This window comes from Sporosarcina sp. P3, from assembly GCF_002743415.1.
Lineage (GTDB): Bacteria > Bacillota > Bacilli > Bacillales_A > Planococcaceae > Sporosarcina > Sporosarcina ureae_A.
The window spans coordinates 59,442-73,836 of record NZ_PDZE01000006.1; the positions used below are offsets into that span (position 1 = coordinate 59,442).

A 14,395-nucleotide genomic window follows, 5' to 3' on the forward strand; every position below is an offset into this window, starting at 1 on the left:
TATTTCTAATGATTTGCTCGACTTTTGAAACCTTCGTTATCGTGTAAACGTATACATATCAAGAGGCTCTACACACATGCTAAAGGAGGAAGAAACGAAATGCGCACGATGATTTATGCAAGTTTTGCTATATCTCTACTACTTGCTGGCTGTAATTCAGTAACAGAAGAACCTGCTGATGAAGTAAAACCACCTGTTGAAACACCAGCCGAAGAAACAACTGACGAAACGACGACGTTGCCGGAACGCGGATCGACGATGGATGTGGTCGTCTCTGTTGAAGGTGAAGACTCCACTATCACGATGGACCTGGTTGAAGGTAGCGATGCATTGTATTCGATGTACATCGATTCCGAACGGTATACGTTTGAGACCGGTGAGAAAGAAGACAAGCTCACCCCGATCGACGAGGTGCCTGAAGGGTATCCTGAGGTAAATATGACATTTCTATACGTCGAAAATCAAACGCCAGAAAATGTAAAAGAAGATATGGAACAGGAATACAATATGCCGCTTGAGGAAAAATCGATTTCTGCACCAGTCAACGCCCTTTCCTTGCACGGAACTTCAGGAGAACAATCGGATAGCGAAGTCGTGACAATCTACATGATGGAAGTAGACGGAGGCACATTGCTCATTACGGAAAATTATTTCTTGGAAGCGCAAGAAGGCCATGGCGCACGATTCGAACAGATGCTGGAGACGCTGGAAGTACGTAAATAACCAATGAAAAAATGCATGCATATACCAAAAGATCTTCATTTGTAATGGAATGAGGATCTTTTTAGTATATTTTTCAGCTTGTTCCATTTACTTAGACATGTACTATTCATTAATGAAAACGGAGCACCTACCCGATCCACTTGTTTCTCCCTAACATCGTTCACAATGAAATCTAGCGACCATAGTCTAGCTTACTATTGGAGAAAATAACTACCAAACTAGTACATTCACATAGTTCTGCATACCTCCTGCACATTTACTCGATATACTTACAATATATTCACAATTGGCAAATCGAGGAGGAGGTACATTATATGTCAAACCATTCACATCACCAACACTCCGAACATCATCATGAAAATGATCACCACGAGCATCACAATCATTATGATCATCACGCCCAGATGGTGGAGGATTTTAAAAGACGATTTTATATTTCTTTGATTGTGACGATTCCTATTTTAATCCTATCACCTATGATTCAAATGTTCCTACGAGTTGACTGGCGTTTCACAGGAGATTTGTACATTTTGTTCGCATTATCTACGTTTATATTCTTTTATGGAGGTAAGCCATTCCTAGTAGGTGCAAAAGATGAGCTGAAAGATAAAACACCTGCCATGATGACGCTGATTTCATTAGCTATTATTGTGGCGTATGTATACAGCACTGCTGCCGTATTTGGTTTTGCCGAACATGACTTCTTTTGGGAACTGGCAACTCTAATAAATATTATGCTACTTGGACATTGGATTGAAATGCGTTCTGTAATGGGTGCGTCAAAAGCTTTAGAAGAATTAGCAAAATTAATGCCTTCCGAAGCGCATCTAATCGACGAAGACGGTAACACGAAAGATGTGGATGTAACCGAACTGAAACATGGAGATCATGTACTCGTAAAGCCCGGCGAGAAAGTACCGGTGGACGGTGAAATTCTAGAAGGTAAGTCAACAGTTGATGAGTCAATGCTGACAGGTGAATCAGTACCTGTTGACAAGGCAGTAGGCTTAGAAGCTATTGGCGGTTCTATAAATGGCGAAGGTTCTCTTGTCATTGCAGTTTCGAAAACAGGAAATGAAACCTACCTTTCACAAGTCATTACCCTTGTCAGAGAAGCTCAAGAATCGAAATCGCGAGCGCAAGATCTTTCCAATCGAGCTGCCAAGTGGTTATTCTACGGTGCACTAGCGGCAGGTCTGATCACATTTGTTATTTGGATATCGCTTGGCTATCCCGTATCATTCGCGATGGAAAGAATGGTGACTGTCTTAATTATAGCCTGTCCTCATGCTTTAGGATTAGCAGCGCCATTGGTTGTGGCCGTTTCCACTTCCATAGCGGCAAAAAACGGGCTTCTCATACGTAATCGAGCAGCTTTTGAAGGTGCCCGAAATATGGAAGCAGTCGTCTTTGACAAAACAGGTACACTTACAAAAGGAGAATTCGGCGTAACAAATATCTACGCATCAAATAACTTCCGTGAAGAAGATGTCATCTCCTATTCCGCTGCAGTCGAGGCGCAATCTCAGCACCCTCTGGCAAAAGGAGTAACTAAAAAAGCTGAAGAAATGGGACTTTCTGTTAAAAGAGCGGATAATTTCCAATCATTAACTGGTAAAGGTTTGGAAGGGACTGTAGATGGCAAGCAAGTTTTAGTTGTCAGCCCAGGCTATGTAAAGGAATTGAATTTGGAATTCGATTCTGTTCAATTCAATAAATGGTCATCTGAAGGGAAAACTGTAGTATTCACATTAGTAAACAACCAACTCGCCGGCATGATTGCTCTTGCGGATATCGTCCGGGAAACAGCTATAGACGCTATCAACCAATTGAAAGAAATGAATATCAAGTCCATCATGTTAACAGGCGACAATACAAAAGTAGCACATTATATAGGTGAACAACTTGGAATAGAGGAAATTTTTGCTGAAGTCCTTCCCCACGAGAAATCAAATAAAATCGTGCATATTCAAGAAGTTGAAGGCCTTCGAACTGCTATGACAGGCGACGGGGTAAACGATGCTCCTGCTCTTGCAATCGCTCACCTTGGGATTGCTGTAGGCGCTGGGACCGACGTAGCTATCGAAACAGCTGATGTCGTTCTTGTCAGAAGTAATCCGCTCGATGTGGTAAATATTATAAAACTTTCAAAGGCCACTTATCGTAAAATGACACAAAATTTGTGGTGGGCTGCTGGATATAATATTCTTGCAATTCCATTAGCCGCTGGCGTCCTGTATAACTATGGGATTGTACTAAGCCCCGCAATTGGCGCTATTTTAATGTCACTAAGTACCGTGATAGTAGCAATTAATGCTAGATTGCTGAAACTTTGATGGAGTATTCATAATTCAATAACATGTAAGCATACCAAAAACACCATGAAAAATGATTCATGGTGTTTTTTATGTTTTGTTACGACTTTAAAAAAATATGACTCTACTGAAAAAATTATCCATGTAGGTTTACAATTGACTACCTGCCCTACTGTCCTATTTCTAAAACTAGAACTACTTATAACTTTACATCAATTCTGAAAGATCATCAGTTTATGTATGCGGATTATTTAATTTATTCATACAATTAGCTAATCAAAAAGTTTTATAGAATTACTTTGCATTTTTTGTCGAATAACACTATCATGTATGAGGGCCAAACACCTATCGACCGATAAGTACATACATAAAGGTCTACCAATACGTTGTAAATACACAATTAATGTAAGAGGAGGGAATTATGTGAGTTTAGCGTCTATCGGAGTACCTGGATTAATAATTATATTAGTCATTATTTTAATTTTATTCGGACCGCGAAAATTGCCGGAAATTGGTTCTGCTGTTGGTAAAACACTAGCTGAATTTAAACAAGCAACAAAAGGTATTTTAGAAGAAGACGACAAGAACAAGAAAACTGAATTAGAAAAGTCTGAGTCCATAAAGTAAGGAAATAATGCAATTCAACTTGCCTCGGAAAAAGTCGCGGCATTTCATGACAAATGTGAAGGAGGAACTACACTATGACGAATAATAAAAATTCCAATCAAGATACTCAAGATTTAAGTCGAAGAAAGTTTTTGAAAAGTGGCGGTCTTGTCGCTGGTGGACTTTTAGGTGGATCTCTCTTTGGTGGTTTGCTAACAAGTCAGTTCCAAAAAGGAACAAAGGAAGAAACGGCATCGCAAGCTAATAAACCCGTTTCGTTTGATGCACGTACATTTTTCAGTCGAAACGAAGACTTCGCGTTGTTATCGGCTGCTACTGAAAGAATCTTTCCTGAGAATGCAAATGGAATGGGTGCAATTGAATTGGGCGTTCCCTATTTCATTGACCGCCAATGCGCAAGCAACTGGGGAAGAAATGGGAATGACTACATGCACGGTCCTTTTCCATCGGTTGTAAAAACTGATGTGTACCAAGAAGAAAATCGTCCAAAAGACGAAGTCATCACATCGTCTACTGTGGTGAAATTACCGGCTGATACGGCTAACTATCAAACAAAAATGACAAGAGGTACATTTTTCCTTGAAGGGCTTAACGCAATGGAGAAAACTTCACAAGATAAATTTGGTGAGCGGTTTGTGAATCTAGAACCTGAGCAGCAAGATGAAATTTTATCCATGTTTGAAAAAGGTGAAGTGAAGTTCAGTGGTGTAGATTCTTCAGACTTCTTTAGCTTGTTGCGCCAAACGACGATCGAAGGCGTCTATGCAGATCCTGTTTACGGTGGAAATCGTAATATGGAAGCTTGGAGAATGAAAGAATATCCGGGACCAATCATGAGCTTTTTAGATAAAATCGAAGAAGAAGAATTTATTGTAATGGAGCCTTCAAGTTTACGTAATTACCAAGGGCTTTAATTGAGGAGGACACATAAATGGCTAAAAAATTAGATAAAGTAGACGTGGTAGTCGTTGGTAGTGGTTGGGCTGGCGGAATCGTTTCAGCTGAACTTTCCAAAGCAGGCTATCAAGTCGTCATGTTGGAACGCGGTAAAGATCAAACACGTTCAGATTTTATAGGTGTTAAAGATGAACTACGTTATACAAACAGACATGAAATGATTGAAAAATTAACAGGCGATACGATTACGTCTCGTGTTTCGATAGGCGATGCTGCACTACCTGTACGCTTGCAAAAAGATATGAACACAGGGACGGACCTTGGTGGCGGAAGTATGCACTGGGCAGGTTCCGTATACCGTTGGCGTTCGTATGACTTCGAAATTCGTTCAAAAACTATCGAACGTTATGGAGAAGGCAAAATTCCAGAAGGCATGCAAATTCGTGACTGGGGAATTACTTATGATGAACTAGAGCCATATTATGCTAAATGGGAACAAACGGCTGGGATTTCAGGAGAACCTGATCCACTTGGTGACAAGAGATCAAATGAGTATCCAAACCCACCTATGCTAGCTTCTCCTGCGATTAAGTTGTTTAAAGAATCGGCAAAAGAGATCGGCTTACACCCTTATCAAATGGCTTCAGGAAACATGTCCCAAACGTATACGAATCCTGATGGTGAAACGTTGAACCAATGTATGTTCTGTTCGTTCTGTACAATGTACGGCTGTGACTTCGGTTCAAAATCAGATCCTCTAGCAACAGTTATTCCGACTGCTCGCAAAACTGGTAACTGTGAAATCAGAACCAATTCACTCGTCCGTAGAGTTATACATAAAGACGGAAAAGCGACAGGCGTTTTATATACGGATACAAGAACAGGACAAGAATTCGAACAACCAGCTGACGTTGTCGTTCTTGCGGCTTTCACATTCTCGAATAACCGCTTGCTTATGCTATCGGATATCGGCGAAATCTATAACCCAGAAACTAGAAAAGGAACGATTGGCCGTAACTTTACAGGACAATTCAACAGTACGTTCCTAGGAGCAACAGGTTTCTTTAATGACAAGAAATTCAACTACTACATGGGTGCTGGTGGATTAGGTGGCGCGTTGAGTGATTATGACGCAGATCTATTTGACCACACGGATTTAGACTTCATTCATGGTGGCGGAATCGAACTTCGTCAATACGGAGATGGAGCGATTAAGAATAACTTTGTTCCTAAAGGTACACCAACGTGGGGTGAAGAATTTAAAGAGAAATCACTATTCTATGCTTTCCGCACGTTAACGGTTTGGTACTCAGCAGCCGTTATGCCTTGGTGGCACAATTACATGGACTTAGACCCGACATATAAAGATGAGTTTGGAGATCCATTATTACGCATTACTAATAAATTAACAGAACAAGATAAGAACATTGCGAAATTCGGGATTGAAAAATGTACCGAGATCGTGGAAGCAATGGGCGCGGACATTATTGATCAGGACGAATTACCAGATCAATTTAACCACGGTTACGACGGTATGCACTATATCGGTGGCGTAGCTATGGGTGAAGATCCGGAAACGTCTGCGGTCAATAACTACTTGCAACTGTGGGAAATGGAAAACTTATTCGTCGTTGGCGGATCTGCATTACCTCACTTCAGTAGTCACCACCCTACGCCAACAATCGGTGCACTTTCATATCGTGCAGCTGAAGGTATCGAAAAATACTTAAAAGAAAAAGGCGGTCTCTTGACTAAGCCAAAATCTAGCGTGAACGCTTAATAGCGATGACAATACCCCCTTACTTGTAAAAGTAAGGGGGTATTGTTGAATGAGTCGAATGGAAATGAAACAACTTTTCTATTTTAGGTTTGATAGTCACCGTGTGTTTTCTAAGTAACCTAAAAAGCCCAGCCACACTACTTTTGTTAGTGACAAGTAGTTGGCTGAGCTTAAAATTATAGCATAATTAGGACAATGATAAAAAGCGAATCAATCTCCACTCGCGTTATGATACACATTCTGTACATCGTCATCGTCTTCTAATGCATCAATCATAGCGAGAAACTGTTCTTCCTGCTCTTCGGTCAAATCCGCATAAACGGATGGAACCATATCTACTTCTGCTGAAATAAAGACTAAATCTTCCGCTTCAAGCGCTTCTTTTACGTGCAGGAATTCAGAAGGCTCCGTCAGAATTTCAAATCCATCTTCTGTCGACATTACATCTTCTGCTCCCGCTTCCAAAGCCGCCAGCATGACTGCGTCCTCGTCCGTTTCTTGCGTACGTTCGATGAACAAACGGCCTTTGCGTTCAAATAAATAGTTGACGGAGCCCGTTTCCCCTAAACTTCCGCCATTTTTATTGAATGCCACGCGCATATTGGGTCCTGTACGATTGCGGTTTTCTGTCAAGGTATATACGAGAACAGCGACACCGCCTGGTCCGTACCCTTCGTAGATCACTTCTTCATAGTTTTCATCCGCACCCGAACCTGTTGCTTTATCGACTGCCCGCTGAATCACATCGTTTGGGACATTCACACTTTTTGATTTATCGATCGCTAGACGTAAAGCTGGATTCGTGTCTGGATCGTCTCCGCCAGACTTGGCTGCCACGTATATTTCACGCGACATCTTCTGAAAGATCTTTCCTCGTTTTGCATCCTGTGCGCCTTTTCGGTTCTGGATATTTTTCCACTTTGAATGGCCTGCCATGGATCAAACCTCCTACTTCATCATTCGCTCTATATCATACCATAATCTCGGCCAATGCGAGAGTGCGGTATCTGTGAAATGCAGAAGTTTGCTGGCCAACCGTTGCTGTTGCGCTAGTGGCAATGACAACAGATGTAACCATTCCCGAAGTACTTCATTCGGATATAAGAGCTTAGCGAGTGACTGATTTGACAAGGTTTGCAGCGCCGGATGCTCCCCCATCAAAAAAGTCGGATTATAGGAAATTTGTGGCAACACACGATGCATCCACAATACACGTTCATCTTCTTCTGATCCAAGGCATGCCAAATCAAAATCAATAAAGCGGATATTTCCATTTGCGTCACGCAAAATATTATGATGTACAACATCACCGTGCAACAATGTCAGCGAATGAACAGGAGGCGATTCTTTCTTCGCTATTTGCAATGCATCCCGTCCGTATTTTAATAGCTGATCAATTGTCGTGGGAGCAAGAAACGCTCCACACATTTGCCGCACCTCTTCAAATCGCGCAAGCCGAACTTCCCACTTCTCGATCATATGATAATGCGGAAGACAGGAAATTGACTCCCAATTAATCGTATATTTCGAATCATGTAATGCTTGCAACGCACGGAACGAGTCGATCCGGTCAATTCTACGCTTAAAATTGACTGCTTTCGCATTTTCAAGCCATGGTTGCATGATTAACAGCGGATCCGATTTATCGACAATCGGCAAGATATACGGAAAATGCTGTGCACTAAGTAATTGATGAACTTGCCGAACTTTCACAGCTTGAGCGTGTGATTCATACTTCTTTACAGAATACACGGCACCGCCTGATTCCATTTTCCAGACATTCTTTTTGATTTTGGTAAATCGCTGATTGTCTGCCATACGCGATTACTGGTTTCGGTGCCAGTCCTCCTGTATTGGCATCGGCTGATATTGAGGTGTATTACACCCACAATCACCCTGATAACCTGGAGGTTGTTGCCACATCGGAGACATGGGCATTGGCATCGGCATCATGGGCGGATACGGCATCCATTGCATTGCTGGCATACATTCTGGTTGTGTCTGCCATTGAGGCTGAACCGGCCAATTCGGTGAGCAATGTGGCTGATTTGACGGACACCATGACGGTGGCATATCTGCTTTAGGTGGCATCGTCGGTTGTTGCGGCATTGGCATCGGTGCAGGCTGTTGAGGCTTCGGTTGCATCACAGGCGGCTTCGGCTCCATTACGGGCGGCTTCGGCTCCATCACAGGTGGCTTTAGTTGTGGTTTCGGTTTCGGTTGTGGCATCGGTTTCGGTTTCATGTGTAATGAACTCGATTCAATTAACTGCCAACCGTCTGGCATAGGTGCAGGAACAGGTTTATGGTGATGAGGTGACTCTTCACACCACTTGGATGACTCTTTTGGCGGCTTCGGTTTGATCGGTGCCTGTATTGGCGGTTGCATAGGCGGCATCGGTTGGTGCGGTTGCATCGGTTGTTGCGGCATATGTGGATGGCAGTCTGCATCGAAAATGGGCATCCACCCGCAAATCGGGAATACTGCCTGCCACATCGGTGGACCCTGCATACTCGGTGGCATTGGCATATGAGGCGCTGCCGGTGGAGTGTGCGGTTGTTGCGGCATCGTTGGTGGTTTGGATTCCGGTTTCGGTTGTTGTTGCATCGGTGGTACTTGTGGCATCGGTTTCTGCTGCACCGGTGGTATCTGTGGCGCTTGTGGTAGTTGCGGCACTTGACACGTCGGTGGTTTCGTTTGTGGAGGTGCCGGTTTTGAAGGCTTCTCCTGATGTGGCGGCTTCATCGGTTTCTCATGATGTGGTTTCTCGTGATGCGGTTTCTCATGTGGCTTTTCATAATGCGGTTTCTCTTGCGGCTTTTCGTAATGCGGTTTCTCATGTGGCTTCTCGTAATGCGGTTTCTCTTGCGGTTTCGTGTGATCACCTTTATGATGAGGCTTTTTCTTATCCATCGGCAAGAATATTTTCATGCCAGGAACGATATAGTCGGGATTCGCCAGGTGCGCATTCACCCGCTTCAGTTCCTCGAACGGTATACCGTATTGTCTTGCGATCTTCCATAATGTATCACCTTTGACGACAATATGAACTTCCACTAACAATTCCCCCTTCCATCAATCCATCGTATGAACGGACGCCTACTTTTGTGACAAGGTGTGTAGGCCTCCTCTCTTGTTATGTATATTCATCGGAAAATGGTTTATTCCAAATAAATAACCATCCTGTCGAATAGAGGACGGTTGAATGATGGCAGTTTAAATAGTGAGTTAAGGAAATAACAGTGTATGGGATTTCCTCTCCAACTGGAAGGTTCGCCCGAGCTTCCGCTTCAATTCTACGTTTATAGTAGGTGGACGTAGAACTCTTTTTGGCAATAATACTTGAATTAATAAAGCCCTTGAACTTAGTGAAGTTCAAGGGCGGTTCAAGTTCTATTTTACGTGCAGCTACGTAATTCATACTAATCTTCTTACGCACGCTGTGATCAGCCTATCCTAGCTTAAGAGATAAATTCTCCAGACTCATAGACATAGTACGTTCCGAACGAGCGTGCCGTGCAACCTAGTGCGTCTAGCTCTTCCATCGCGCCCTTCATCATCGGATGCTCTTCTGACTCATTCACATCAATAATAAAGAAATAATGACCAAGGCCTGTCTTCAACGGACGCGATTCGATTTTACTCAAGTTCAACCGGCGCCATGAGAATACCGATAATATCTGATGCAACATCCCCGGACGGTCGTCTTCAGGCAACTTCACCATCAATGTTGTCTTCATGGAAGATGCATGCTTCGAATGCTCTAGTTTCTCCTTACGCAACGACAGCACGACGAAACGCGTATGGTTGAAATGAAAATCGTGAATATTTTCTTCTGCTATATGTAAGCCGTACGTTTCTGCTGCCAAACGGTTACCAATTGCCGCAACACGCAGTTCTGGCTCTTCAGAAATAGATTTCGCTGCCGCTGCCGTAGACGTCGTCTGAATCAACGGAACTCCTCGGTAACGATATTGCAAAAACTTATGACATTGTGCTAACGCATGTGGATGGGATTGAATCGAATCCAATTCATCCAAGTGATTCATCTGGGATTTATTCACCAACATATGCTGCTCAATTGGCGTAGAAATTTCAGCAGTAATAAACAACTCATCATTATTAAATAAATAGTCAATCGTTAATGGAACGGAACCTTCAAGCGCATTTTCCAATGGAACGACCGCATACGCAACATGTCCTTCTGTCACCGCTTCTATACAATCTGGAATCGTCGGACGCGGTGTTAAGCCTTCCATGCCGAATAAATCAGACGCTGCAATATGAGTGAATGATGCTTCAGGTCCCAAATACGCAACGGAAGGTACATACTTCTTTTCTGTCATGATTCTTTCATCTCCCCACTGATTTAAGAGGTTAGAAAACCCCTGAACTAATTAAGTCAACGGAATCAATAAATCGAGGTGCTTTGAGTCGCTGTAAAAATGCTTCTACCTTAATTTCCATTTCCGTCACATCTAACGATAATGTAATGTTCGCGCGGCCCTGGACAGGAATCGTCTGATGGATCGTCAATACATTACACTTCGCTTCTGAGACGACTTCCAATAGTACAGCTAACGAACCCTTTAAATCTTCCAGTTGAATAAAAATCGTCAAGATCCGGTCCCGTGCGATCGACTCGAACGGGAACACGGCATCACGATATTTGTAGAAGGCGCTGCGTGACAGGCCGACCCGCTTGGTTGCTTCTTGGATCGTTGTCACTTCGCCTCTTGCCATCATTCGTTTAGCTTCCAACATTTTCTGCATCGACTCAGTCAATACATCTTCGCGCACTAAATAAAACTGACCTTCCCCGATTTGTTCCATTTCGCTCCCCCCAAAACGAGCCATTCCGGTCTTACTCCAAGAACTCGAACTCGTAGCTCATGATACGTACGATATCCCCGTTTTTCGCACCACGTTCACGCAACGCTTCATCGATCCCCATACCACGCATCTGACGTGAGAACTTACGAACTGATTGATCAAAGTTGAAATCAGTCATCTGGAACAAACGCTCTATTGTATAACCGGACAACATGAACGCTCCATCATCGTCACGTGAAATAATGAAATCAGGACCAGTTGTTTCGTGTTTGTACAATACTGAATTGCTCGCTTCTTCTTCGTCTGCATCCGTCAACATTGGGAATTCCGGTGTAGTTTCAAGCAGATCTAAAATGGCGTATAGCAATGGATCCAAACCAGTTCTCGTCAATGCAGAAATCGGGAATATTTGAACCTCTTCATCCCCAAGTGCTTCTTTAAAAATTTCTAAATTCTCTTGCGCATCCGGCATATCCATTTTATTCGCCACAATAATTTGTGGGCGTTCAGTCAAACGCATATTGTACTGCTCTAATTCTTTATTGATCGTCTGATAATCTTCAAACGGCTCACGACCTTCAAGTCCTGACATATCGATAACGTGCACGATTACGCGCGTACGTTCGATGTGACGCAAAAATTGATGTCCGAGTCCAACTCCTTCATGTGCGCCTTCGATCAATCCAGGCAAATCCGCCATGACGAATGTACGGTGATCATCCGTTTCGATCATTCCGAGATTCGGAACTAATGTAGTAAAGTGATAATCACCAATTTTTGGCTTCGCTGATGAAACGACTGACAATAACGTGGATTTACCAACACTCGGGAATCCAACAAGACCAACGTCAGCGAGAACTTTCAATTCGAGCACAATATCTTTACTAACGCCCGGCTCTCCTTTTTCAGAAAGCTCAGGTGCCGTGTTCTGTGGCGTAACGAAACGGCTGTTACCGCGTCCTCCACGCCCACCGCGCGCAATGACTGCTTGTTGGCCATGTTCCACCAAATCTGCGATAATCGTTCCGGTTTCTGCATCTTTGACGACCGTGCCAGGCGGAACTTTCACGATCATATGCTTACCGCTACGGCCGTGCATATTTTTACTTTGACCATGCTCTCCGCGATCCGCTTTAAAATGACGCTGATAACGGAAATCCATTAATGTACGCAATCCTTCATCCACTATAAAGATGACGTCCGCGCCTTTCCCGCCATCACCACCGGATGGCCCACCATTGGCTATATATTTTTCACGACGGAACGAAACCATACCATCGCCACCGTCGCCACCTTTTACAAATACTTTAACGTGATCCACAAACATAATTTATAATCCTCCTAATTGTCCACTGATGGTAAACGTCCATTGATCCGGTTCACCGTGGACTTCGACCGTAAGCTGAGATGAATGTTCTGGGATGTCTAGTTGCTTCGCGTACAGCTCGGTAAATGTCAGTTGCATACTCCAAGAAGCAGTGTCTGTCGTGACTTCAATCGTCACAGGACAATCTGCATAGCGCTGGATTTTTTCTTCTACTGCCAGCACAACTTGCTCCAAGTATCCGACCAACTCGCGGTCCATTTCACTTGAATCAATTTTTTCCGTAATATCGCAATACAATTGCACTTTTAGAACCGGATATCGCCACCCAAGTGTCGTAATCCATTCCTCAGTAAGAGGCATAGATAATTTCTGAAGCAATGCCTCTCGCTGCATGTCTCCCGTTTTCTCAAGAATGCAGTTTCTCGCTTCTGTGTACTTCCCCATATCGAGATTCATGAGGATTAATTGCAGATCATTCATGTGATCGTGTCGACTAAATCTCACTGCCTGCGACACATTTAGCTCATTTTTCCCCATATTTTCACCACCAGCTGTTTTCGTACTTCTTAGTATAGCATTTTCGTGCGTAAATCACTAAAAATATCATCACCGCGTAACAATTTACCTAAAATGTATGGCTCCTCATCTTCCAAATTGGTCAAGCGCTCATTATTCGTCGAGAAGCGCTCAATAAAACGTGTATCCGCTCATAAAAACAGCCAAGCGATCATACACACTCGCTATCCGCTCTATCTACTTGGCTAAGCGCTCATACTTCCCTAACATCCGCTCATACCATACCAATCTTGACATAAGAAAAAGGACTGCAACAAGTGCAGTCCTCTTTCACATCGTCACGCTATCCAATTAAGCTTCTTGCGTTGCTGCTGGGTAGACACTGACTTTCTTTTTGTCGCGGCCAAGACGTTCAAAACGAACGACGCCGTCGATTTTTGCGAATAGAGTATCATCTCCACCGCGACCAACGTTTTCACCTGGGTGAATTTTTGTTCCACGCTGGCGATAAAGGATGGATCCTCCAGAAACGATTTGTCCGTCTGCGCGCTTAGCACCAAGACGTTTCGAATGTGAATCACGACCGTTCTTAGTAGAACCTACACCTTTTTTCGATGCGAAAAACTGAAGATCTAAACGTAACATAGCTGCCACCTCCTACTTTTTAAAGGTTAATTTTATATAATCTGCATAGTCTAGTTCAATCGTTTGTAAAGAAATAATCATGGCTTGCAGTAGCAGCTGAACTTGCGCATCTTGTTCCGTTACCGGAAACGTCACACGTAAGTATCCACCATCCGCACCTTGATCAACGTCGGGTTCGATCGAAGTCAATTGCATAATAGCATTTACCGCACCAAATGATACGGCAGAAGCACCAGCACAAACTAGATCTTGACCGTGTTCTGCAAAGTTTGCATGACCATCCATCTCAAAAACTGAGATGCGCCCAGAAGGCTCTTTTATAATTCTGACATGTATCATGCCGGATTATAGATTGATTCCGTCAATAACGATTTTCGTGTATGGTTGACGGTGTCCTTGTTTTTTACGGTAGTTTTTCTTTGCCTTATATTTGAAGACAACGATTTTCTTTGCGCGGCCTTGCTTGACAACCTTACCTGTTACAGTTGCGCCTTCTACGAATGGAGCACCGACTTTAACGTCATCTCCGCCCACCATTAGCACCTTGTCAAAAGTTACCACTTCATCCGCTTCACCAGCAACCTTCTCAATGAAGATCTCTTGGCCTGCTTCAACTTTGATTTGTTTTCCACCAGTTTCAATAATTGCGTACATACTTGCACCTCCTCTAATTATACAGACTCGCCTTGACAGGTGATTCCTTGGAATACTTGAACCTGTTTAGTGCGGTTG

Annotated in this window: 16 protein-coding genes and 1 other annotated feature (1 of these 17 running past the window's edge); of the genes, 5 read left to right on the plus strand and 11 right to left on the minus strand. The window is 43.3% G+C overall.

Translation table 11 applies throughout. The annotated features are described in order from the left end of the window. Positions 1 to 99: 99 nt before the first annotated feature. From CSV61_RS09190 to CSV61_RS09210, 5 genes are all read left to right on the plus strand, one after another. Positions 100 to 723, plus strand: coding sequence for a hypothetical protein (locus CSV61_RS09190; protein WP_099638979.1), 624 nt, complete (start codon positions 100 to 102; stop codon positions 721 to 723). A gap of 314 nt (positions 724 to 1,037) precedes the next feature. After that, positions 1,038 to 3,059 carry a copper-translocating P-type ATPase gene (locus CSV61_RS09195; protein WP_099638980.1) on the plus strand — a complete coding sequence of 674 codons (2,022 nt, stop codon included), beginning with the start codon at positions 1,038 to 1,040 and terminating at the stop codon, positions 3,057 to 3,059. A 402-nt stretch (positions 3,060 to 3,461) separates the two neighbouring features. After that, a complete protein-coding gene (gene tatA / locus CSV61_RS09200; RefSeq protein ID WP_233193568.1) occupies positions 3,462 to 3,665 on the plus strand; it encodes a twin-arginine translocase TatA/TatE family subunit in 204 nt (67 codons plus the stop codon). Between the two features lie 74 nt (positions 3,666 to 3,739). Then, positions 3,740 to 4,579, plus strand: a complete 840-nt coding sequence (locus CSV61_RS09205) for a gluconate 2-dehydrogenase subunit 3 family protein (protein WP_099638981.1) — start codon at positions 3,740 to 3,742, stop codon at positions 4,577 to 4,579. A gap of 17 nt (positions 4,580 to 4,596) precedes the next feature. After that, positions 4,597 to 6,342 carry a GMC family oxidoreductase gene (locus CSV61_RS09210; protein ID WP_083031805.1) on the plus strand — a complete coding sequence of 582 codons (1,746 nt, stop codon included), beginning with the start codon at positions 4,597 to 4,599 and terminating at the stop codon, positions 6,340 to 6,342. Positions 6,343 to 6,552: 210 nt separating this feature from the next. Here the strand turns inward: CSV61_RS09210 and CSV61_RS09215 are convergent, their stop codons facing one another. From CSV61_RS09215 to rplU, 11 genes are all read right to left on the minus strand, one after another. After that, positions 6,553 to 7,278 carry a YebC/PmpR family DNA-binding transcriptional regulator gene (locus tag CSV61_RS09215; protein ID WP_099638982.1) on the minus strand — a complete coding sequence of 242 codons (726 nt, stop codon included), beginning with the start codon at positions 7,276 to 7,278 and terminating at the stop codon, positions 6,553 to 6,555. A 12-nt stretch (positions 7,279 to 7,290) separates the two neighbouring features. Beyond that, on the minus strand, positions 7,291 to 8,160 hold the full coding sequence (locus CSV61_RS09220; protein WP_099638983.1) for a phosphotransferase: 870 nt from the start codon (positions 8,158 to 8,160) through the stop codon (positions 7,291 to 7,293). 6 nt (positions 8,161 to 8,166) lie between these two features. After that, positions 8,167 to 9,399 carry a LysM peptidoglycan-binding domain-containing protein gene (locus CSV61_RS17295; protein WP_304442547.1) on the minus strand — a complete coding sequence of 411 codons (1,233 nt, stop codon included), beginning with the start codon at positions 9,397 to 9,399 and terminating at the stop codon, positions 8,167 to 8,169. Positions 9,400 to 9,478: 79 nt separating this feature from the next. After that, complete coding sequence (locus CSV61_RS16600) at positions 9,479 to 9,781, minus strand: hypothetical protein (RefSeq protein ID WP_143561082.1); 303 nt, start codon at positions 9,779 to 9,781, stop codon at positions 9,479 to 9,481. 22 nt (positions 9,782 to 9,803) lie between these two features. Then, positions 9,804 to 10,688 (minus strand): prephenate dehydratase, encoded by an 885-nt coding sequence (gene pheA / locus CSV61_RS09230; RefSeq protein ID WP_083031817.1) that lies wholly within the window; start codon positions 10,686 to 10,688, stop codon positions 9,804 to 9,806. 31 nt (positions 10,689 to 10,719) lie between these two features. Then, positions 10,720 to 11,175, minus strand: coding sequence for an ACT domain-containing protein (locus CSV61_RS09235; protein WP_029053700.1), 456 nt, complete (start codon positions 11,173 to 11,175; stop codon positions 10,720 to 10,722). A 31-nt stretch (positions 11,176 to 11,206) separates the two neighbouring features. After that, positions 11,207 to 12,502: a GTPase ObgE gene (gene obgE / locus CSV61_RS09240; protein ID WP_099638984.1), complete on the minus strand. Its 1,296-nt coding sequence runs from the start codon at positions 12,500 to 12,502 to the stop codon at positions 11,207 to 11,209. A 3-nt stretch (positions 12,503 to 12,505) separates the two neighbouring features. Next, complete coding sequence (locus tag CSV61_RS09245; RefSeq protein ID WP_099638985.1) at positions 12,506 to 13,039, minus strand: Spo0B domain-containing protein; 534 nt, start codon at positions 13,037 to 13,039, stop codon at positions 12,506 to 12,508. 330 nt (positions 13,040 to 13,369) lie between these two features. Next, the gene (gene rpmA / locus CSV61_RS09250; RefSeq protein ID WP_083031825.1) at positions 13,370 to 13,663 is read right to left on the minus strand and encodes a 50S ribosomal protein L27; all 294 of its coding nucleotides are present in this window, start codon (positions 13,661 to 13,663) and stop codon (positions 13,370 to 13,372) included. 12 nt (positions 13,664 to 13,675) lie between these two features. Beyond that, positions 13,676 to 14,002, minus strand: coding sequence for a ribosomal-processing cysteine protease Prp (locus CSV61_RS09255; RefSeq protein ID WP_099638986.1), 327 nt, complete (start codon positions 14,000 to 14,002; stop codon positions 13,676 to 13,678). A gap of 6 nt (positions 14,003 to 14,008) precedes the next feature. Continuing rightward, entirely contained in the window at positions 14,009 to 14,317 is a 309-nt protein-coding gene (gene rplU / locus CSV61_RS09260; RefSeq protein ID WP_029053696.1) for a 50S ribosomal protein L21, read from the minus strand. Positions 14,318 to 14,330: 13 nt separating this feature from the next. Next, positions 14,331 to 14,395, minus strand: a sequence feature (ribosomal protein L21 leader region) (it continues 9 nt past the right edge of the window).

Excerpts from the sequence above, each read along its gene's own strand:
- obgE (WP_099638984.1), bottom strand. The coding sequence starts at position 12,502 with ATGTTTGTGGATCACGTTAAAGTATTTGTAAAAGGTGGCGACGGTGGC.
- CSV61_RS09190 (WP_099638979.1), top strand. The coding sequence starts at position 100 with ATGCGCACGATGATTTATGCAAGTTTTGCTATATCTCTACTACTTGCT.
- CSV61_RS09220 (WP_099638983.1), bottom strand. The coding sequence starts at position 8,160 with ATGGCAGACAATCAGCGATTTACCAAAATCAAAAAGAATGTCTGGAAA.
- CSV61_RS09235 (WP_029053700.1), bottom strand. The coding sequence starts at position 11,175 with ATGGAACAAATCGGGGAAGGTCAGTTTTATTTAGTGCGCGAAGATGTA.
- pheA (WP_083031817.1), bottom strand. The coding sequence starts at position 10,688 with ATGACAGAAAAGAAGTATGTACCTTCCGTTGCGTATTTGGGACCTGAA.
- CSV61_RS09210 (WP_083031805.1), top strand. The coding sequence starts at position 4,597 with ATGGCTAAAAAATTAGATAAAGTAGACGTGGTAGTCGTTGGTAGTGGT.
- rplU (WP_029053696.1), bottom strand. The coding sequence starts at position 14,317 with ATGTACGCAATTATTGAAACTGGTGGAAAACAAATCAAAGTTGAAGCA.
- CSV61_RS09205 (WP_099638981.1), top strand. The coding sequence starts at position 3,740 with ATGACGAATAATAAAAATTCCAATCAAGATACTCAAGATTTAAGTCGA.
- rpmA (WP_083031825.1), bottom strand. The coding sequence starts at position 13,663 with ATGTTACGTTTAGATCTTCAGTTTTTCGCATCGAAAAAAGGTGTAGGT.
- CSV61_RS09215 (WP_099638982.1), bottom strand. The coding sequence starts at position 7,278 with ATGGCAGGCCATTCAAAGTGGAAAAATATCCAGAACCGAAAAGGCGCA.
- CSV61_RS09255 (WP_099638986.1), bottom strand. The coding sequence starts at position 14,002 with ATGATACATGTCAGAATTATAAAAGAGCCTTCTGGGCGCATCTCAGTT.
- CSV61_RS09245 (WP_099638985.1), bottom strand. The coding sequence starts at position 13,039 with ATGGGGAAAAATGAGCTAAATGTGTCGCAGGCAGTGAGATTTAGTCGA.
- CSV61_RS09195 (WP_099638980.1), top strand. The coding sequence starts at position 1,038 with ATGTCAAACCATTCACATCACCAACACTCCGAACATCATCATGAAAAT.